17 protein-coding genes are annotated in these 18,649 nt (G+C 71.8%); 6 read left to right on the plus strand and 11 right to left on the minus strand.

Annotated features, from left to right (window positions below; all coding sequences use genetic code 11):
- Positions 1–129 precede the first annotated feature (129 nt).
- Complete coding sequence (locus tag OOJ91_RS07330) at positions 130–300, minus strand: hypothetical protein (RefSeq protein ID WP_266243804.1); 171 nt, start codon at positions 298–300, stop codon at positions 130–132.
- 222 nt (positions 301–522) lie between these two features.
- On the opposite strand from OOJ91_RS07330, the gene OOJ91_RS07335 reads away from it, so the two are divergent.
- Together OOJ91_RS07335 and OOJ91_RS07340 are read left to right on the plus strand one after the other, a co-directional pair.
- A complete protein-coding gene (locus tag OOJ91_RS07335; RefSeq protein WP_266243805.1) occupies positions 523–2,643 on the plus strand; it encodes a copper resistance protein CopC in 2,121 nt (706 codons plus the stop codon).
- A gap of 129 nt (positions 2,644–2,772) precedes the next feature.
- The gene (locus tag OOJ91_RS07340; protein WP_007461709.1) at positions 2,773–3,144 is read left to right on the plus strand and encodes an ArsR/SmtB family transcription factor; all 372 of its coding nucleotides are present in this window, start codon (positions 2,773–2,775) and stop codon (positions 3,142–3,144) included.
- A 34-nt stretch (positions 3,145–3,178) separates the two neighbouring features.
- On the opposite strand, the gene OOJ91_RS07345 is transcribed toward OOJ91_RS07340, so the two are convergent.
- Entirely contained in the window at positions 3,179–3,997 is an 819-nt protein-coding gene (locus OOJ91_RS07345) for an SAM-dependent methyltransferase (RefSeq protein WP_266243808.1), read from the minus strand.
- Positions 3,998–4,073: 76 nt separating this feature from the next.
- Positions 4,074–5,087 carry a PaaX family transcriptional regulator gene (locus OOJ91_RS07350; RefSeq protein ID WP_266243810.1) on the minus strand — a complete coding sequence of 338 codons (1,014 nt, stop codon included), beginning with the start codon at positions 5,085–5,087 and terminating at the stop codon, positions 4,074–4,076.
- Positions 5,088–5,365: 278 nt separating this feature from the next.
- Here OOJ91_RS07350 and OOJ91_RS07355 point away from each other — a divergent pair, with 278 nt between their 5' ends.
- Entirely contained in the window at positions 5,366–6,775 is a 1,410-nt protein-coding gene (locus OOJ91_RS07355; RefSeq protein WP_266243811.1) for an extracellular catalytic domain type 1 short-chain-length polyhydroxyalkanoate depolymerase, read from the plus strand.
- Positions 6,776–6,923: 148 nt separating this feature from the next.
- Here OOJ91_RS07355 and OOJ91_RS07360 read toward each other — a convergent pair whose 3' ends face one another.
- From OOJ91_RS07360 to OOJ91_RS07370, 3 genes are all read right to left on the minus strand, one after another.
- Positions 6,924–7,538, minus strand: coding sequence for a dihydrofolate reductase family protein (locus OOJ91_RS07360; protein WP_266243812.1), 615 nt, complete (start codon positions 7,536–7,538; stop codon positions 6,924–6,926).
- Between the two features lie 276 nt (positions 7,539–7,814).
- Positions 7,815–10,091: a catalase/peroxidase HPI gene (katG, locus tag OOJ91_RS07365; RefSeq protein ID WP_266243813.1), complete on the minus strand. Its 2,277-nt coding sequence runs from the start codon at positions 10,089–10,091 to the stop codon at positions 7,815–7,817.
- A 23-nt stretch (positions 10,092–10,114) separates the two neighbouring features.
- Positions 10,115–10,543 carry a Fur family transcriptional regulator gene (locus tag OOJ91_RS07370; protein ID WP_266243814.1) on the minus strand — a complete coding sequence of 143 codons (429 nt, stop codon included), beginning with the start codon at positions 10,541–10,543 and terminating at the stop codon, positions 10,115–10,117.
- 435 nt (positions 10,544–10,978) lie between these two features.
- Here OOJ91_RS07370 and OOJ91_RS07375 point away from each other — a divergent pair, with 435 nt between their 5' ends.
- Entirely contained in the window at positions 10,979–12,019 is a 1,041-nt protein-coding gene (locus tag OOJ91_RS07375) for a glycoside hydrolase family 11 protein (RefSeq protein WP_266243816.1), read from the plus strand.
- A gap of 102 nt (positions 12,020–12,121) precedes the next feature.
- On the opposite strand, the gene OOJ91_RS07380 is transcribed toward OOJ91_RS07375, so the two are convergent.
- Genes OOJ91_RS07380 through OOJ91_RS07395 form a run of 4 tightly spaced genes read right to left on the minus strand, consistent with a single transcriptional unit; the run spans position 12,122 to position 15,816 of the window.
- Positions 12,122–12,631 (minus strand): VOC family protein, encoded by a 510-nt coding sequence (locus tag OOJ91_RS07380; RefSeq protein ID WP_266243817.1) that lies wholly within the window; start codon positions 12,629–12,631, stop codon positions 12,122–12,124.
- Positions 12,628–14,367 (minus strand): multicopper oxidase family protein, encoded by a 1,740-nt coding sequence (locus OOJ91_RS07385; RefSeq protein WP_266243819.1) that lies wholly within the window; start codon positions 14,365–14,367, stop codon positions 12,628–12,630. Before OOJ91_RS07385 ends, OOJ91_RS07380 begins: the two co-directional genes overlap by 4 nt.
- Positions 14,364–14,816, minus strand: coding sequence for a DUF6220 domain-containing protein (locus tag OOJ91_RS07390; RefSeq protein WP_266243821.1), 453 nt, complete (start codon positions 14,814–14,816; stop codon positions 14,364–14,366). Before OOJ91_RS07390 ends, OOJ91_RS07385 begins: the two co-directional genes overlap by 4 nt.
- Positions 14,809–15,816, minus strand: coding sequence for a carboxymuconolactone decarboxylase family protein (locus tag OOJ91_RS07395; protein ID WP_266243823.1), 1,008 nt, complete (start codon positions 15,814–15,816; stop codon positions 14,809–14,811). The genes OOJ91_RS07390 and OOJ91_RS07395 overlap by 8 nt, the downstream gene beginning before the upstream one ends.
- Before the next feature lie 143 nt (positions 15,817–15,959).
- Between OOJ91_RS07395 and OOJ91_RS07400 the strand changes: the two genes are divergently transcribed.
- Positions 15,960–17,222: a sensor histidine kinase gene (locus OOJ91_RS07400; protein WP_266243825.1), complete on the plus strand. Its 1,263-nt coding sequence runs from the start codon at positions 15,960–15,962 to the stop codon at positions 17,220–17,222.
- Positions 17,219–17,881 (plus strand): response regulator, encoded by a 663-nt coding sequence (locus OOJ91_RS07405; protein ID WP_266243826.1) that lies wholly within the window; start codon positions 17,219–17,221, stop codon positions 17,879–17,881. The genes OOJ91_RS07400 and OOJ91_RS07405 overlap by 4 nt, the downstream gene beginning before the upstream one ends.
- A 69-nt stretch (positions 17,882–17,950) precedes the next feature.
- Here OOJ91_RS07405 and OOJ91_RS07410 read toward each other — a convergent pair whose 3' ends face one another.
- Positions 17,951–18,619 carry an SAM-dependent methyltransferase gene (locus OOJ91_RS07410; protein WP_266243827.1) on the minus strand — a complete coding sequence of 223 codons (669 nt, stop codon included), beginning with the start codon at positions 18,617–18,619 and terminating at the stop codon, positions 17,951–17,953.
- Between the last annotated feature and the right edge of the window lie 30 nt (positions 18,620–18,649).

Below are 18,649 nucleotides of genomic sequence, written 5' to 3' on the forward strand. Positions count from 1 at the left end.
GCCCGGGCGCCACGCAGGACCGGAGCCGGTGTCCGACGACCTCCGACGGGGCGGACGGACCGGCACGGGAAGCCGGCAACCGCCTGCGCCGGCGGGCCGGGCGCACTCGTCGCCGCACGACGTGCACGGTCAGGTCGGCGACCATCTCCTCACCGAGGCAGGCGTCGGCGCACGCGATGCGAGCGGGGCGTCGGCCAGGGCGACTGCCGCGTACGCCGCGAACGTCTCCAGGATCACCACCGTGCGATGCCGGCCGATCACCGCGATCACTCGACCGGGTTTCCGGACAACAAGGCTCATCTACAACGTCGTCCAGTACGAGCAGAGCATTCCACCCGCGACCTGCTGAGCGACGGCCCCGGGCCACGCGTCCGCGGGACCCGGGGCCGAGGTGGCGCGGCGACGGTCGTGGCCCCTCACGGCGTCGGCCGACCGAGCGCGCGGTGCGACACCACCTTTTGCCCGGCGTGAAAAAAGATCAGCTCCTTGTGAAGAAAGCCTCACCCCGGTGAGGATATTCAGATGCGTCGTCTCCCTCAGAGCGTCGGCCGGCCGGTTGCGGGCCTGCTCGCGCTCGTCCTCGCCACGGCGGTCACCCTCCTCGCGTCCGCTCAGCCCGCCGCAGCTCACGGGACGCTCGCGATGTCCACTCCCGAGAGCGGCGCCACGGTGCGCGAGCCGCTGACGTCGGTGGCGCTGTACTTCACGGAGAAGGTCGGCGCCAACGCCTACTTCACGATCACCGCGCCGAACGGCGTCCGCGTCGACAACGGCTGGGCGTACGGGGAGCCGAAGGCGCTGACCAAGCCGGTGCGGGAGTACTTCCTGGTCGACGGCCAGTTCCAGCCACGCGAGTACGCGACTGGGTTTCCGGCGGTGGTGTCGGTCGCGCACCTGCCGGCGGCCGGCCAGTACTCGGTGAGCTACCTGTCGTTGGCCTCCGACGGTGACGCGGTGCGCGGCACGATGACGTTCCGCTACACCGGCCGTGCGACCACGGCGCCGCAGGGTTGGCAACCGCCGACCCAGCAGCCCGACCCCGCGCTTATCGCCGCCATCGACAGGCACGCGTCCTCGGGGCAGGAGCCGGTGGCCTCGGCGGCGCCCGCGGGATCACCAGCCACACCGCAGGCGGCCCCCGCCGCGCCCTCGGATGAGGGAAGCGGCCCGGGCGCGCTTGTCTGGATCGGCGGGGCGGTCGCGGTTCTGGCGGCGGTGGCGGGATTCGTCGTCTGGCGTCGTCGCACGTCCCCCGCCAGTGGACCGCCCGGTCGGGCCCGCGCGTCGAAGGCTCCGGCCGGCCGGGGTGGTCGCGTCGCTTCCTCGGCACGCAAGCCCGTCGCGGGCAGGAGCACGGCGACCACCGGCAAGAGCACGGCGACCACCGGCAAGAGCACGGCGACCACCGGCAAGAGCACGGCGACCACCGGCAAGAGCACGGCGACCACCGGCAGGAGCACGGCGACCACCGGCGGCAGTCGCGCGGCCACCGGTTCCGGCGGCCGGCAGCGAGGCGCCGCCGTGCCGGCGGCACGTGGGAGCGGCGCGCTCGCCGCCGCCCGGAGTTCCGTCGCGGTCGAGGCCGCGCCACGGCCGGCGCCGTCCGCGCAGGCCCTGGCCACACCTGAGGACGCGTCGCCCGCCGAGCGGTCGGAGCCCGAGACGCAGGACACCACTGCGGTACGCGGGTCACGGCTGACCAACACCCATCTGGCGCTGCTCGTCGGCGGGCTGGTGATGGCCCTGCTGGCCGGCTTCGGGCTCGCCCGCATCGGCGCCGGTGGCGCGTCGCCGGCCGGTGACGCTCGCCGGCCCGCGGCCCCCGCCGGGGTGCCGGCCGGCTCCGGGGAAGCCCTGTCGGCCGGGAACGGGCACGACCACGCGCCCGGGACCGGCCCGCACTCGCATCCGGGAGACGTCAGCGCGGGTGAGACGCTGGCGACCGGGACGACGGTGAGCGCGGGCGGCTACACGTTGCAGCCCCTGGAGCGGACCCAACCGCCAGGTGTACGCGCGGACTACCGGTTCCGGATCGTCGGGACCGACCGGCAGCCGGCGACGCGGTTCGCCGTCGTGCACGAGAAGCCGCTGCACCTGATCGTGGTGGGGCGCGACCTGGGCGGCTACCAGCACCTGCACCCGACGATGGCGCCCGACGGCACCTGGAGCGTCCCGCTGACCCTGGCCCGGCCTGGCGGCTACCGCGTCTTCGCCGACTTCTCCGTCGCCGCCCCGGACGGTCGACAGGTGCCCCTCGTGTTGGGCGTCGACCACCACGTGCCGGGCGCGTACGCCCCGGCCGCGTTGCCACCGGCTCAGGCGCAGGCGACGGCCGGGCCGTTCACGGTGTCGATGACCGGGACGCCCACGGCCGGGGTGACGGCACCGGTGCGGTTCCAGCTCACGCGCACCGACGCCGCCGGGCCGGCCCAGCCGCAGCGGTACCTGGGCGCGTACGGGCACCTGGTCGTCGTTCGCGAGGGTGACCTCGGGTACGTGCACGTCCACCCGGAGCAGGATCTCGTCGACGGCGCTGTCGCGTTCTGGCTGACCGTCCCCAGCTCCGGCCGGTACCGGGCCTTCTTCGACTTCCAGGTCGACGGGAAGGTCCACACCGCCGAGTACACGATCAACCTGCCCTGAGACAGCTCTCCCCCGGGAACGATTTCGCCGGCACGGAAGCCGCCCCGAGCCGCTGGTGTTGCGGACAGCACATCATCGGCTCGGGGATTTGTCCGGTTCCGCTGCTCAATTCCCCAGGTAGGTGGAACGATGGCTGTCGTGGGAACTGCCGAGACTGCCATGCCTGCCATCTCACCGCTCGCCGGTGAGCCGATCAAACGCGCGGATGCCGAGCGGCTCGCGGGGGTGCTGAAGGCGTTCGCCGATCCGGCCCGACTGCGCCTGCTCAGCCTGATCCAGGCCGCCCCGGAGGGCGAGGCCTCGGTCACCGACCTCACCGCGCCGCTCAACCTCTCTCAGCCGACCGTGAGTCATCACCTGCGGATCCTCACCGAGGCCGGTCTGATCGAGCGCGAGAAGCGCGGTGTCTGGGCGTATTACCGCATCGTGCCGTCGGCGATCGCGGCGATCGCCGACCTGCTGACGCCGCCCCGCAAACGGCCGACGAAGAAGACCCGCTGAGCGACAGTCGCACCGGCTCCGGTGGCGGTCGTCGTCACCGGACCCGGGCGACGGCGGCGTTGAACGACACGTCCTGCACCGACGGACGCGGCTGCGGCGCGTCGTCGGCGTGCCACCGCGCCACGGACACGATGCCGGGCTCGACGAGCTCCAACCCGTCGAGGAGCGCCGTGAACTGCTCGGTGCTCCGGGCCCGGAAACGGCCGTCGCGGTTGTTGGCTTCGAGCTGGGCGGTGACAACGGGCGGCAGGTATTCCCAGGTCACGTGCGAGGCGACCACGTAGCTGCCGGACGGCAGCGCCGCGATGAGCCGATCGAGGATGCCCTTGGGGTCCTCGTCGTCGCGGATGAAGTGCAGGATGGCCACCAGCATCAGCGCGACGGGCTGGGTCAGGTCCAGTGTCGTACGCAGATCCGGGTGGGCGAGGATCGAGTCGGGTTCCCGCAGGTCGGCGTCGAGGTAGGCCGTCCGCCCCTGGGGGGTGCTGGACAGCAGCGCGCGGGCGTGGGCCAGGACGATCGGGTCGTTGTCGACGTAGACCACCCGTGCCGACGGGTCGATGGCCTGGGCGACCTCGTGGGTGTTGTCGGCGGTCGGGATGCCGGTCCCGATGTCCAGGAACTGCCGGACGCCACGCTGCGCCAGGAAGCGCACCGCGCGTTGCAGGAACATCCGGTTCTCCACGGCGGAGAGCCGGATGGTGGGCATCGCGGCAGCGAGCGCGTCGCCGGACTCCCGGTCGGCGGCGAAGTTGTCCTTGCCACCCAACAGGTAGTTGTACCTGCGGGCCGGGTGCGCGACGGAGGTGTCGATCCGCTCGGCCGCCGAAAGGTCTGCACCGTGTGACGTCATCCGGCCTCCCCAGCGCTGCGCGTTCTCCACAAGGTACACACCTCGCCGCCGGTGGGCAGACCCCGCCGGCCACCGTTCAGGTCGCGCAGCTCTCGACCGCCGCCGACCCGCCGCCCCGGTCCGGAGCCGGTTCCGCATCGCGTACCCCGGCCAGGAGGTCGGCGGTGGTGTGCGCCTGGATGCCGGGCTGCGTGCCGTCGGCGAACCGCGCGACGACCGACCGGACGTGGCGCGCGGCAGGTTCGGCGAGGCCGTCGTAGACGGCCTCGAACAGGTCCCGCGCCGGTTGTCGGAGCCAGCCGGCCGGCAGCAGGTCGAGCGGCAACCGGGGATCGAGGGTGGGGAACCGTCGGAAGGTGTCCATCACCTCGGTACGCGCCCGCACCGCCGCCGTGCCGTCGACGCCCCCGGATCGCAGCCTCGGCACCAGGGGCGTCCACAGTCGCAGGAACTCCTCGTAGTGCCTACCGATCGCCTCGACGTCCCAGGCGTCGATGGGAGCGCGCTGGCCGATCACGTCGAGCGCGGCCTGTGGCCCGCGAAACACCGTGACGGCGCCGAGGGTGAACCGGGCGAGCTGCGCCCTGCCCAGCGCGCTCAGTTCGTACGGCGAGATCCACAGCCCGTCGTACAACGGCGCGTACCCGAGCCAGCGGAGTTGGCCACGCAGGGCCCGCCGCTGGGTGCTGCGATCCTGCGGCAGCGAGAAGGCGACGATCGTCCAGCATCCGTCCCACGCGGCGACCTCGGTGGTGGCGGCCAGGATCCAACTGCCTCCGCTGGACAGGTTCGCGGCGGCGGCGCGGCTGATCCGGTAGGAGCTGCGCCGCCCCTCCCGGCTGCCCTCCAGCACGCCGCGACGGGCCAGGCGGCTGATCGCGGCACGCGCGCCGGCCGTGCTCACCCCGGACTCGGCGAGCAGCGCGACGAGGGCGGCGGACGGGATCCACGCGCGGTGCCGCAGGGTGTAGTCGGCCAGCAGGGTCACCGCGAGATCCTGCGGCGAGCTGCCTGCCTGCCGTCGGGGCAGCCGCGGCGCGTCGTCCCCGTCGTCGGGATAGATCTCCTCGATGGTGAAGGGGCTTGCCACGGGCGCTCCCGGCTCGGCTCAGGGACGGTCCACCGACTGTAGACGGCCTGCCTGGCCGCCGGGCCCGTCGCGGTGGGCACCACCGAGCCAGGAATTGAGGTACGTCGATTGACACTTGGGCGACCGCGAGGAACACTATCTGCTACGCGACGCCGTACGAGCCGGGCAAGGGCGAGCACACGTAGTGGGCGAGGCGCGATCACCACGGGAGTCGGGCGTACCCGTGACCGCCGCGCGACCACACGCAACCCGCACAGGTGATCGAAGGAGTCGTCCCCGTGAAGATCCGAAGGAAACTGCTGCTCGGCCTGGTCACGTCGCTGGCGGCGGCCGCCCTGGTGGCACCCACGCTCCAGCCCGCGTACGCCGCGTCGCTCACCGAGGTGACAGCCTTCGGCGACAACCCGGGCCGGATGCGCATGCACGTCTACGTGCCCGACACCCGCCCGACCAGGCCCGCGGTCGTGGTGGCCATGCACGGCTGTGGAGGGTCGGGCCCCGGCTTCTACTCCGGCAGCGAGTTCGCCGCCCAGGCCGACAGGTACGGATTCATCGTCATCTACCCGAGCGCGACCCAGCAGGCCGGATTCGGCAACTGCTTCGACACCTGGTCGGATGCCGCCAAGCGCCGTGGTGGCGGCAGCGACCCGGTGTCGATCATCTCGATGGTCCGCTACGCGCAGCAGCAGTACGGCGCCGACCCCGACCGGGTGTACGCCACCGGCAGCTCCTCCGGCGGCATGATGACCAACCACATGCTGGCCCTCTACCCCGACGTGTTCAAGGCCGGCGCGGCGTTCATGGGAGTCCCCTACAACTGCTTCGCCAACGCGGCGGACTACCCACCCACGAGCAGCCAGTGCACCGGCGGGAACATGAACAGGACCCCGCAGCAGTGGGGTGACGCGGTCCGCCAGGCCTACCCCGGCTACTCCGGACCCCGCCCGCGCGTGCAGTTGTGGCACGGCACCAGCGACACCCTCGTGCCGTACTCGCTGCTTCAGGAGACGATCGAGCAGTGGACAGACGTGTTCGGGCTCAGCCAGACACCCACCTCCACCGACACGCCGCAGACCAACTGGAACCGACGGCGGTACGCGGACGCGAACGGGACCGTCCAGGTCGAGGCGTACAGCATCCAGGGCGCCGGGCACAGCCTGCCCGCCGGCGGCATGGCTGCCGCCGCGGTCGCCTTCTTCGGCCTGACCGCGCCGCCCGCGACCTCCAGCCCGACCGCGACGCCCAGCCCGACCGCGACGCCCAGCCCGACCACGACACCCAGCCCGACCCTGACACCCAGCCCGACCACGACACCCAGCCCGACCACGACACCCAGCCCGACCGTCACGCCCACGCCGCCGCCGGGGTCCGGCGCGTGCCGGGTGAGCGCCGCCATCAACGCCTGGAACACCGGCCTGACCGAGAACATCACCATCACCAACACTGGTACCGGCGCCGTCAACGGCTGGTCGCTCGTCTTCACCCTGCCGGGTGGGCAGAGCATCACCTCGGGCTGGAACGCCTCCTACTCCCCCGCGTCGGGGCAGGTGACGGCCAGGAACGTCGCCTACAACGCCAGCATCGGACCGAACGGATCGGTAACCATCGGCTTCCAGGCCACGCACACCGGCAACACCGCCCGGCCGGGTTCGTTCACCCTCAACGGGGCGGCCTGCACGATCGCCTGACCGCGACCGGCCCAGGACTGCAACCCGTCCACGGGCCGGACAGATCGGGCCGGCCTCGTCGCGCGGCGACGACGAGGCCGGCTCCGGCCAGGCGGCCGGCGAGGTGTGCTTCCGTGGGAGGCACGCCGTCGCCGCGCGGCGGTATCGCCTAGTTACCCGCGGACAGCTGCTCCTTGGCGTCGTCGTAGCCGGCTGCGCCTGGCGCGTCGGTCGGCGCGTAGATCACGCGGAGCACGCCCGTCGGGAAGACCTCGCTCGCCGTCACCCGCAGGTGGTACGGCGTGTCGCCGTCGTCGAACAGCCGGCGGCCCTTACGCGCCGCCACCGGGTGCACCAGCAGACGCAGCTCGTCGACAAGCCCTGCGGCGAGGAGCTGCTGCACCACGGAGATCGACCCGGGGATGAGGATGCCCTTGATACCGGCGTCGGCCTTGAGCGCGGCGACGGCCGCCGGCAGATCGCCGTCGACGACCTCCGAGTTGCGCCAGGAGAACTCCAGTGGTTGGCGGGAGACGACCACCTTGCGCACGTCACCGAGCTGCTTGGCGAACCCGGCGTCCTCGCCGCCCGCCGCCTCCCGGTCGGGCCAGGCGCCGGCGAAGCTGTCGTAGGTCACCCGGCCGATGAGCAGCACGTCGGAGGTGTCGTAGTCCTCGGTGACGGCGCGGCCCATGTTGTCGTCGAAGTACGGGAAGTGCCAGTCGGGGTCGATCTCGGCCACGCCGTCGGCCGAGATGAACAGCGTGGAGATGACCTTCGCCATCGCGTGTGCTCCTTCACGTCAGGTGTTGTCGGCAGATAGACGGCCACAGCATCGCAAACTCGTCGGACACTCACCGGCCTCTCGAACCGCGCGCCGCCGACGGAACACCACCGAACACGGCGGGATGCTGCGCGAGGTGGGCAACCGTGACCGCGCGGCCGAGGACAAGTTCCTGGCCCGGCATCACCGGGTCAGGACGCGCGTCCGGTGGCAGAACGCGGACGAGCCCCGGTCGATCGCTGACGGATCGGCCGGGGCTCGTCGGTGAGCGCAGGGTCAGACGAGGTCGAACCGGTCGAGCTCCATGACCTTCGTCCAGGCCGCGACGAAGTCGTGCACGAACTTGTCGCGCGCGTCCTGGCTGGCGTAGACCTCGGCGAGGGCGCGCAGCTGGGAGTTGGAGCCGAAGATGAGGTCGACCGCGCTGGCGGTCCACTTCACCTCGTCGGTGCCCAGGTCCCGGATCTCGTACACGTGCTCGTCGGACTTCGACGCGCTCCACCGGGTGCCCGGGGAGAGCAGGTTGGCGAAGAAGTCGTTGCTGAGCACACCGGGCCGGTCGGTGAGGACGCCGTGCCGGCTGCCGCCGGTGTTGGCGCCGAGCGACCGCAGACCGCCGACGAGCACGGTCATCTCGGGCGCGGTCAGGTTCAGCATGTACGCACGGTCGATGAGCAGCACCTCCGGCTGGGTCTTCTCGCCGGCGCGCAGGTAGTTGCGGAAACCGTCCGCGCGCGGCTCGAGGACCCGGAAGGAATCGGTGTCGGTCTGCTCCTGGGTCGCGTCGGTGCGGCCGGCCCGGAACGGCACGGTCGCCTCGACGCCCGCGTCGCGCGCCGCCTTCTCGACGGCTGCCGAACCGGCCAGCACGATCAGGTCGGCGAGCGAGATCTTCGCCCCACCGGCGGCGTTGAACTCCTGCTGGATGCCCTCCAGGGTGCTCAGCACCGACGCGAGCTGCTCGGGCTGGTTCACCTCCCAGCTCCGCTGCGGCTCCAGGCGGATGCGCGCCCCGTTGGCGCCACCGCGCTTGTCGGTGTGCCGGAAGCTCGCGGCGGACGCCCAGGCGGTGGAGACCAACTGGTCGACGGTCAGACCGGACTCCAGGACCTTCGCCTTGAGCGCGGCGATGTCGGCGTCACCCACCAGCTCGTGGTCGACGGCCGGCACCGGGTCCTGCCAGAGCTGCGGCTCGGCCACCCACGGCCCGAGGAAGCGCTCGATCGGGCCCATGTCGCGGTGCAGCAGCTTGTACCACGCCTTGGCGAAGGCCAACGCGAACTGGTCGGGGTTCTCCAGGAAGCGGCGGGAGATCTTCTCGTACGCCGGGTCGACGCGCAGCGACAGGTCGGTCGTGAGCATCGTCGGCCGGTGCTTCTTCGCCGGGTCGAACGGGTCCGGGATGATCGCGTCGGCGTCCTTGGCGACCCACTGCTTCGCGCCACCCGGGCTGGTGGTCAGCTCCCACTCGTAGCCGAAGAGGATCTCGAAGAAGCGGTTGCTCCACTGGGTCGGCACGTCGGTCCACGTCACCTCGAGACCGCTGGTGATCGTGTCGGCGCCCTTGCCGCTGCCGTGGGTGCTCAGCCAGCCGAGCCCCTGCGCCTCCAGCGGGGCGCCCTCGGGCTCCGCGCCCACGTGGCTGTCGGCGACGGCGGCGCCGTGGGTCTTGCCGAAGGTGTGACCACCGGCGATGAGGGCGACGGTCTCCTCGTCGTTCATCGCCATCCGGCCGAAGGTCTCCCGGATGAAGTGCGCCGCGGCAGCCGGGTCCGCGTTACCGCGCGGGCCCTCCGGGTTGACGTAGATGAGCCCCATCTCGGTCGAGCCGACGCCGGCCGCCATCTCCTTCTCGGAGGCGTACCGCTCGTCGCCCAGCCAGGTGTCCTCCGGGCCCCAGAAGATCTCCTCGGGCTCCCAGACGTCCTCGCGACCGAAGCCGAAGCCGAAGGTCTTGAAGCCCATCGACTCCAGGGCCACGTTGCCGGCGAGCACGAGCAGGTCGGCCCAGGAGATCTGCTGGCCGTACTTCTGCTTGACCGGCCACAGCAGCCGGCGGGCCTTGTCCAGGTTGGCGTTGTCCGGCCAGCTGTTGAGCGGGGCGAACCGCTGACCGCCGTCGCCGGCGCCGCCGCGACCGTCCTCGATGCGGTACGTGCCGGCGGCGTGCCAGCTCATCCGGATCATCAGACCGCCGTAGTGGCCGAAGTCGGCAGGCCACCAGTCCTGCGAGGTGGTGAGGACCTCGGTGATGTCCCGCTTGAGGGCCTCGACGTCGAGCTTGGCGAACTCCCTGGCGTAGCTGAAGTCCGCACCCAGCGGGTTGCCCTTCGACGAGTGGGCGTGCAACACCGAGAGGTCGAGCTGGTTGGGCCACCAGTCCCGGTTGGTGCGCGGACGACCGCCGGTCTTCGGGGTGGGCGAGTCGATCGCCGGGTTCTCGCTCTCGCTGCCGTGCGCGGTCACCGAGTCGTGCGCGACCGGGCAGCCGGCCGCGGCCTTCTGGTCCACGCCCTGCGCGCTGGTGGGGCCGTTGTCCTGGGTGTCGCTCATGTACTTCCTTCCGAACTGGCGGATCACTGGGAGGTGCGAGCGGCCGCACAACCGGGGCAGGTGCCCCAGTAGACGACCTCCGCCTCGTCGACCACGAACCCGTGGTCGTTCGAGGCGGTGAGACAGGGGGCGTGGCCGACGGCGCACTCGACGTCGGCGATGGCGCCGCAGGAGCGGCACACGACATGGTGGTGGTTGTCCGCGACCCGCGACTCGTAGCGGGCGGTGGCTCCGGCCGGCTGGATGCGGCGGACCAGACCGGCGTCGGTGAGCACCCGCAGCACGTCGTACACCGCCTGGTGGGACACCGTGGGGTGCTCGGCCCGCACCAGCGCGATCACCGCGTCGGTGCCGACGTGGGGGTGGTCGCGCAGGGCCGCGAGCACGGCCAGTCGGGGCCGGGTCACGCGCAGCGAGGCGGCCCGCAGTTGCGCCTCGAAGTCGACCGTCACCCGACGAACACTAGCTCACTTTTCTGGAACGAATCAAGTTTCATCCCTTCCGGCACGTCGGCGTGGCGGTGAACCCCCCTCCGGGCCCACTCTCCACAGCCACCGACCCCCGAAAAGTCCTCGGAAATTTCGGCGGTCCGCCATCGGGTCGAGATCGTGAGCGCGGGCATTGGTATGACGATGCCGAACTCCGATTAACTACTGACCTGGCTCGACACGCCCTCCCGGAGGCGGGGAGCAGAAGCGGTGTTGCCACCGCGTTTCCGGAAATTGTTGACAAGTCGACGACCGGGTTAATACGGTCGCCATCGACGACGCTCAATTGCCGTCACCACCAGCCACCACGGCCCACTCCTCCGGTCGTCGTGCAGGACGACCGGCCAACCACCACCACGCGGCACGACGCCGTGGCCGTTTCGAGGAGGAACCACCCACATGACCGACACCAGCCACACCCCCACCAGGCCAGGGAGGCGCGGCCGCATCCGGTTGCTCCTGGGCGCCGCGTGCGCCGCCGTCCTGGCCGTCGCCGGCACGGTGACGGCGACGAACGCGTACGCCGAGGCCGACCGGACGCTCACCTCGAGCCTGACCGGCACGCACAACGGCTACTACTTCTCCTTCTGGAAGGACGGCGGCAACGCCAGCATGACGCTGCGCGCCGACGGCCGGTACTCGAGCAGTTGGGACCGCAGCACCAACAACTGGGTCGGCGGCAAGGGCTGGGCCACCGGCTCGCGGCGGACGGTCAGCTACTCGGCCAGCTACAACCCGGGCAACAACAACACCTACCTCGCCCTGTACGGATGGACGCGCAACCCGCTCATCGAGTACTACGTGGTGGAGAACTTCGGCAGCTACAACCCGAGCAACGGCGCCCAGCGGATGGGCACGGTGACCACCGACGGCGGCACCTACGACATCCTCCGCAGCCTGCGGACCAACGCGCCATCGATCGACGGCAACCAGACGTTCTACCAGTACTGGAGCGTCCGCCAGCAGAAGCGTTCGAGTGGCACCATCACCACCGCCAACCACTTCGACGCCTGGGCCCGCGCCGGCCTGAACCTCGGCACCAACCACGCCTACCAGATCATGGCCACCGAGGGCTACCAGAGCAGCGGCAGCTCCGACGTCACCGTCCGCGAGGGCAGCGGCGGCAACCCGACATCCGGGCCCACCTCCAACCCCACCACCGGCAACCCCGGGACCGGCACCTGCAACGCGACGATCTCCGCCGGTCAGCAGTGGGGCGACCGCTTCAATCTCAACGTCGCGGTAAGCGGCACCAACAACTGGGTCGTCAGCCTCGGCCTCGGCGGCGGCCAGAGCATCCAGAACAGCTGGAACGCCTCCGTGAGCGGCACCAGCGGAACCGTCACCGCCAGGCCGAACGGCAACGGCAACAACTTCGGGATAACGGTCATGGCCAACGGCAACTGGAACTGGCCCACGATCAGCTGCGCCACCGGCTGATCCCGACCGACTCCGCACACACAGGCACCCGGCCCCGCCGCCACGCGACGGGGCCGGGTGCCGCGCCGGCCCGATCCGGCCCGCGGTGCGACTCCGCCGGCACTACAGGCCCTGTCCGATCTCCACCAGATAGCCGTCCGGATCGCGGAGGTAACAGCGGATCTCCGTGCCGTGGTCCTTCGGCTCGGTGAGGAAATCCGCGCCACGGGCCTTCCACTCGGTGTAGAGCGCGCGGATGTCCCGGACCCGGACGTTCATCGCGCAGCTCAGGGTGTTGGAGTCGGCCGGGGCCTTGGCCTGGACCGTCGGCTTGTCGTCAGTCGGGCCACCCTCGACGTTGATGATGATGTAGCTGTTGAAGAACCTCATGATCAACGGGTTCGCGTCGTGAACGCACGTCGCCCCGAACACGCGCTCGTAGTACTCCCGCGACCGATCGATGTCACGGACGATGAGCAGCGTCGCCAGGAACATGCCGTCTTCGGGCTGGAAATAGTCGGGAGCCGGGTTGGCCAGGGTCATAACCACCTCTTCGTCGCCTGCCTCTGCTGTACGGGCGCGACGGGTTCCCGCCAGGGTCGGGCCGAAACCGGCAACGGCGCGGGAGATCACGAGTACATCAGGTGCAGCGTCATCCCGGCGTCGGCGTGCCCCAGATTGTGGCAGTGGTTCGCCCACATCCCCGGGTTGTCGGCCCGGAACGCCACCTCCCACACCTCCCCCGGACGGACGTCGAACGAGTCCAGCCACAACGGACTACCGACCGCCGCCCTCCGAGTGCGGGACAACACGAGAACGTGGTGGCCGTGCAGATGCCACGGGTGCACGGTCTGCGACCTGTTGACGATCGTGAACCGGACGACGTCGCCTCGGCGGACGACCTGCGGCGGGATGTCCGGATCGGCCGCGCCGTTCACTGTGTGGGCGTAGCGCGGGAGCAGTCCGTGCAGGTCGAGGCCACGGTCGAGGACGAGGGTGAACTCCCTGTCGAACCGGGTCCACGGCGCCGGCGCCGGCGCACCGTAGGTGAACGGGTCCAGGACGGGCCACCCGCCCGTCGCCGTCGACACCTCACCGGTGGAGTAGACAGTCCGTCCGTCGACGAACAGGGCCACCGGCGTGGCCGGCGCGGTGAACACCAGGTCGTAGCGGCCCCCGGCCGGGATCAGCACGGCGGTGTCCGCGAGCGGCGTCGGACCCCGCAGGTCGACGCCGTCGATCGCGGCGACCTGGAAGGCGGTCCCGGCCAGGGCGTAACGGTGCGTCGTGTTGTCGGTGTTGATCAGGCGCAGCCGTACCGGTACGCCGGCCTCGACCCGCTCCGCTCTCGCCGCGGGCAGCGGACGACCCGCCAGGGTGTGCACAGGCACTGTGACGTCGACGCCGGTCGGCGGCCCCGGGCGCACGACCAGGACGCCGTAGAGGCCCATCCGCACACCGACGTCGGACACCGCGTGGGTGTGGTACCAGTACGTCCCGGCCTGATCGGCACGGAACCGGTAGACGAACTCCTGGCCGGGCAGCACCGCCGCCTGCGTCACCCCGGGTACGCCGTCCTGGCTGTTCGGCACGTCGTACCCGTGCCAGTGCACTGTGACGCCCCGCCCGATGTCCCGGTTGCGCAACGTCACCTCCACGACGTCGCCGACGGTGGCGGTCAGCTCCGGCCCGGGCACCTGGGCGTTGAACGCCCACGCCGCGACGTCACGGCCCGCCGCGCGCACCGTGGCGGTCCCGGCCGTCAGGGTGAACCGCCGGGTGGGTTCGTCGGAGGTCCGGACCTGCGGATAGCCATGATCGTGCGGTACGGCGGGCGCGGCGCCCGGGGCGACTGCCAGCCCGGTCCCGGCCAGCAGCGCCGCGACAGTCACCACGACTGCCGCCCGGGACGCCGTCCGGGACGGCCGGGCGTCGAGGAAGCGCCACGAGACAGCCGTCGCCGCGCCGACCCCGGCGACTGCGAGCAGCCCCACCGACGCCGACGCCGGATAGCCGTGCAGGATCGTCACCAGCAGGGCGCCGCTCACGGCGTACCCGGCGAAGAGGAGCGGGACCGCGACGGGCCGGCCGTCGCCCGCGGCCCGCAGCAGCCACGGCCCGGCGACGACCACCGCCGCGAGCGACAGGGGTCCGGCGATGAGGACCTTCTCGGCGGCGAACCACCAGCCGGCGCGGGCGAGCGCCACCACCGTGATCGCGCGGCCGACCGTGGCGAGCAGCGCGACGGCGGCCAGCCCGCGTGCGAGTGGACGCCGCCGGGCGGCCGCCGCCGCGCCGCCGCCCAGCCATCCGCCGGCGGCGAGGACCGTGAGCACGAGGTCCGCCACGAGCAGCGAGCCGGTCGTCATGCCGGCTCCCCCTCCCGGACGGCCTCGCGGGTGTGGCCCACCGGCGCCGGGCCGCCCAGCCTCCGCGCTGCCCGAAGGACGCCGACCACGACGTGCACCGCGACGATGCCGTTGAGCGCGTGCAACCCGCCGAGGATCAGGCCGAACGCGGTGCTGACTCCGGCGGCGTCGGTGGAGGCGTTGGCGAGCATGGCGAGCAGCGCCTGCACGACGACGAGGCCGAGCGGCAGGACCGCCAGTCCGACGAGCCGGCCGGGCGCCTTCGCCAGCGCGGCGAACAGGGCGGTGAGCAGGGTGAGGACGGGGATGACGGCCATGCCGTTGACGCTGTGCAGGGCGTAGGCGCCGTCGCCCCCGGGCTTCGTGAACCCGCCCACGGCGGCGAAGACGAACTGGAGGGCGAACGCGGCGAGCAGCAGGGAGGCGCTGACGACGAATGCCTTACGCATGGTGACCCTCCTGAAGGTGCGCCGAGGCCGGGGCCTGGGCGACGTGGTCGGTGGCAGTGATCGCCCCGTACGCGACCAGCCGGACGAGGTCGGCGTCGGCGGGGTGCGACAGCCGCCAGAGGGCGACGTCCCCCACGCTTATCGCGCTGGGCGCGAACGCCGCCAGCAACGCGATCCGGGTCCCGATGCGGTCCCTGCCGGGCACGTCCCGGACCAGGTCGACGGCCCAGTCCGCGGGCCGGGCCGGGAACCGCCCGTCCTCCCAGCGCACGGTGGCCGTCACGGTCTGGCGGGCCACGTCGCCCAGCAGGTCCCCGCCCCGGGTGGCGGCGGCCCGCAACGACGCGTAGGCCACTCCGACCGGGCTGTCCCCCGCCCAGGCCGGCGGCGACGTCGTACCGGCGTCGAGGAGCGGCAGGCTACGACCGGGCTCCTTCCGCTCCCGGGCCGCCCGGGCGTACAGCCGGCCCCCGACCGACCGCACCAGCGGGGAGCGTTGCAGGCCGCCGGGGAGCAGATCCTCGTCGAGCAACGCCGAGACGATCCGGTTGATGAAGTGGAAGGCGAGCAGGGTGCCGGTGACCTCCGGGCGGTACGCGCTGCTCCAGTCGGCGGCGCGCGGGCTGCGGCTGGCCTGGGCCCAGCGGACGAGTTCGGCGTGCCTCGGGTCGGGTGGTGTCCCGCCCCGGACGATGACCTCGGCCAGCCCGTGCTCGCCCAGGGCGTGCAGCAGCAGCACGTGCGAGTCGACGCAGAACTGGCAGCGATTGGCCCGGGACACGGCCGCCGCGACGAGTTCGCGCTCGACCCGGGACGCGTCCCCGGCGAGCAGGGCCTCACGAAGCAGCGACCAGGTCGCGGCCAACACCTCCGGCACGGCCGAGAGCACCTGGAAGGTGGGCAGCGGCCCGAGGAAGTCGTCGCGCGACTGCTGGTAGACGTCGGCGGTGCGCCCGGTGGCCGCCTTCGTGGGTACGGGGGTGAAGAAGCGATATGTCATGGGCTCGATGCTTGCCGTGGCGGGCTGGGAAAACGTCGTGCGGCCGCAGACACTTGCCCCGACGCGATACCACCGCCGTGGTACGCCCGATCTACCGCGCGCGTGGGATGCTCCACGAACGACTGCCGTTCTACAGTGCGACCATGCGCCGCGACCTGCCGTACGCCCTCAGTGGCCTCGCCCTCGGCGGCCTCCTGCTCGGCAACGCCGCGCTCGCGCCGGACGCCGCGACCGTCGGAGCCCTCGACGTCGTCCTCGTCGTCGCCATGGCCGCGGGCCTGGCGGTGTGCCGGCGGTACCCGGTGGTCGCGCTGGGCGTGGTGACCGCCACGATGCTGGCCCTGCACATCCGGGTGCACTCGGGGGTCTCCGCCGCGTTTCCCGTCCTCGGCGTGGTCTACGTCGCCGCCTGGCGGAGTCGCCGGGCGGCCGCCGCCGTGGCCAGCCTCGCCTTCCTCGGTGGCTTCCTGGCCCGCGACGTCTCGGTGGCGGCGGTCGACCGGCCCAACCAGCTGATCGTCGAGCGGACGGCCCTGCTGCTGGGATGGTTCGTTGCGGCCAACGTCGCCGGACTGGTCGGCCGGCAACGCCGGGCGTACCTGGAGCAGGTCGAACAGCGGGCCATCGAGGCCGAACGCACACGCGAGGAGATGGCGTTGCGGCGTGCCGGGGAGGAGCGTCTGCGCATCGCCCGCGACCTGCACGACTCGCTGACCCACAGCATCTCGGTGATCAAGGTGCAGGCCGGGATCGCCGTGCACCTGGCCCGCAAGCACGGCGACGAGCCGTCGGCCACGCTGCTGGCTATCCAGGAGGCAAGCAGCGCCGCGATGCGGGAACTACGCACCACCCTCGACGTCCTGCGCGCCCCCGACGACGACCGCGTCGGGCTGGCCCGGGTGGACGAGCTGGCCGAGCGGACCCGGGCGGTCGGCGTACCGGTGCAGGTCACCGTCAGCGGTCCGGCCCGTGACCTGCCCGCCGAGATCGACCAGGCTGCCTATCGCATCGTCCAGGAGGCGCTGACGAACGTGGCCCGCCACGCCGGCCCAGCCACCGCACACATCCACGTCGAGTACGCACCGGCGCAGCTCACCCTCTCGATCGCCGACGACGGTCAGGCCTCACCGGCTCACCCGGTGACGCCGGGCGTGGGCCTGCGCGGCATGCGGGAACGGGTGACCGGTCTGGGCGGCACCCTCCGCGCCGCCGCCAACGACGACCACGGATTCACGGTACGGGCCGCGATCCCGCTTGACGGCCCCGACAGGACCGGGCGCTCGCAGGAGATCCAGCCAGCTCAGCGCGGCGCGGAGTTGGCCCGACCGCGCGCCCCGCGCGAGGTCCAGCCAGCTCGGTCCGCGGCGGATCGTCGCGGCGCCGACCGGAGGGAGGAGTCGCGATGATCCGGGTTCTGCTCGCCGACGATCAGGCCCTGATGCGAGCCGGATTCCGGGCCCTGCTCGACGCCGAGGACGGCCTGGAGGTCGTCGGCGAGGCCGCCGACGGCGCCTCCGCCGTCCACCTGTCGCGACGTCTGCGCCCGGACGTGGTGCTCATGGACGTGCAGATGCCGGGGCTCGACGGCATCGAAGCCACCCGCCGCATCGCCGCCGATCCCGACCTCGCCGCGATCCACGTCCTCATCGTCACCAACTACGGGCTCGACTCGTACGTCTTCGCCGCCCTCCGCGCGGGTGCCAGCGGTTTCCTGCTCAAGGACGCGGACCCGGCCGACCTGCTCCAGGCCGTCGCCGTCGTGGCTCGCGGCGACGCCCTGCTCGCACCGGCCGTGACGCGCACGCTCATCAGCGAGTTCGTGTCCGGCCCACCGCCGGCCGAGCCGGCGGCCGGGCGTGACGTGCTGACCGCACGCGAGCAGGAGATCGTGGAGCTGGTCGCGGGCGGGCTGAGCAACGACGAGATCGCCCTGCGGATGGTGATCAGCCCGTTGACCGCCAAGACACACGTGAACCGGGCGATGACGAAGCTGCACTGTCGTGACCGCGCCCAACTTGTCGTGTGGGCGTACGAGTCGGGACTTGTCGCGCCGCGCCGTCGATGATCGTCAACGCGGTCCGGGGGCACTCGTCGCCACACGGGGTGGGGTTGTTGTTCGCCGATACGGCTTGGGCTAGGCGTCGCGGCGCAGCGTGAACCAGAAGGTCGGCACGGAGTTGGTGCCCGGTGTGACGTCGAGCAGTTCCCAGCCGGGGAACCTGGCGCGGAGCTCGTCGGCTGTGACGCCTGCCGCCCATGACGTGATTTCGTGGGTCGGATTGCCGAGCGGCTCGGGGCCATACCCGAACATCAGCAACAGTGCTCCGGGAGCGGCGCGGTGGGTGAGCCCGGCGGCGTAGGCGTCGCGGCGGTGTAGCGGGACCCCGCAGTAGCAGCTCAGGTCGAAGAACAGGTCGAAGGGGCCCGGCACGTCCAGTTCGTCGAGGCGGGTGGCGTCTCCGTGCAGCACCCGTACCGTCACTCCCGCCGCCGCGGCCTTCTCCCTGGCGTGGTCGACGGCGCGGTCGATCAGATCGACGGCCGCCACCTCCCAGCCGTGCCGTGCGAGGTAGGTGGCGTTGGTGCCTGTGCCGCAGCCGAGTTCGAGGGCGCGGCCGGGCGGCAGCGCCGCGTGGCCCTCCACCAGGTCGACCAACTCGGGTGGCGTCACGCCGGTGTCCCACGGCGGCTTGCCGGTGCGGTAGTAGCCCTCCAGCGCGCGGTGGACGGCCTCCTCCTCCGGGTCTCGCTGCGCTGAGGCCAGGTCCGGTTCTGGCTTCTGGGTGGCGTTGGGCTGACCCATGACGTCCTCCAAGAATATAGAGTTCAACTC

This window comes from Micromonospora lupini, assembly GCF_026342015.1.
GTDB classification, from domain to species: Bacteria; Actinomycetota; Actinomycetes; order Mycobacteriales; family Micromonosporaceae; genus Micromonospora; species Micromonospora lupini_B.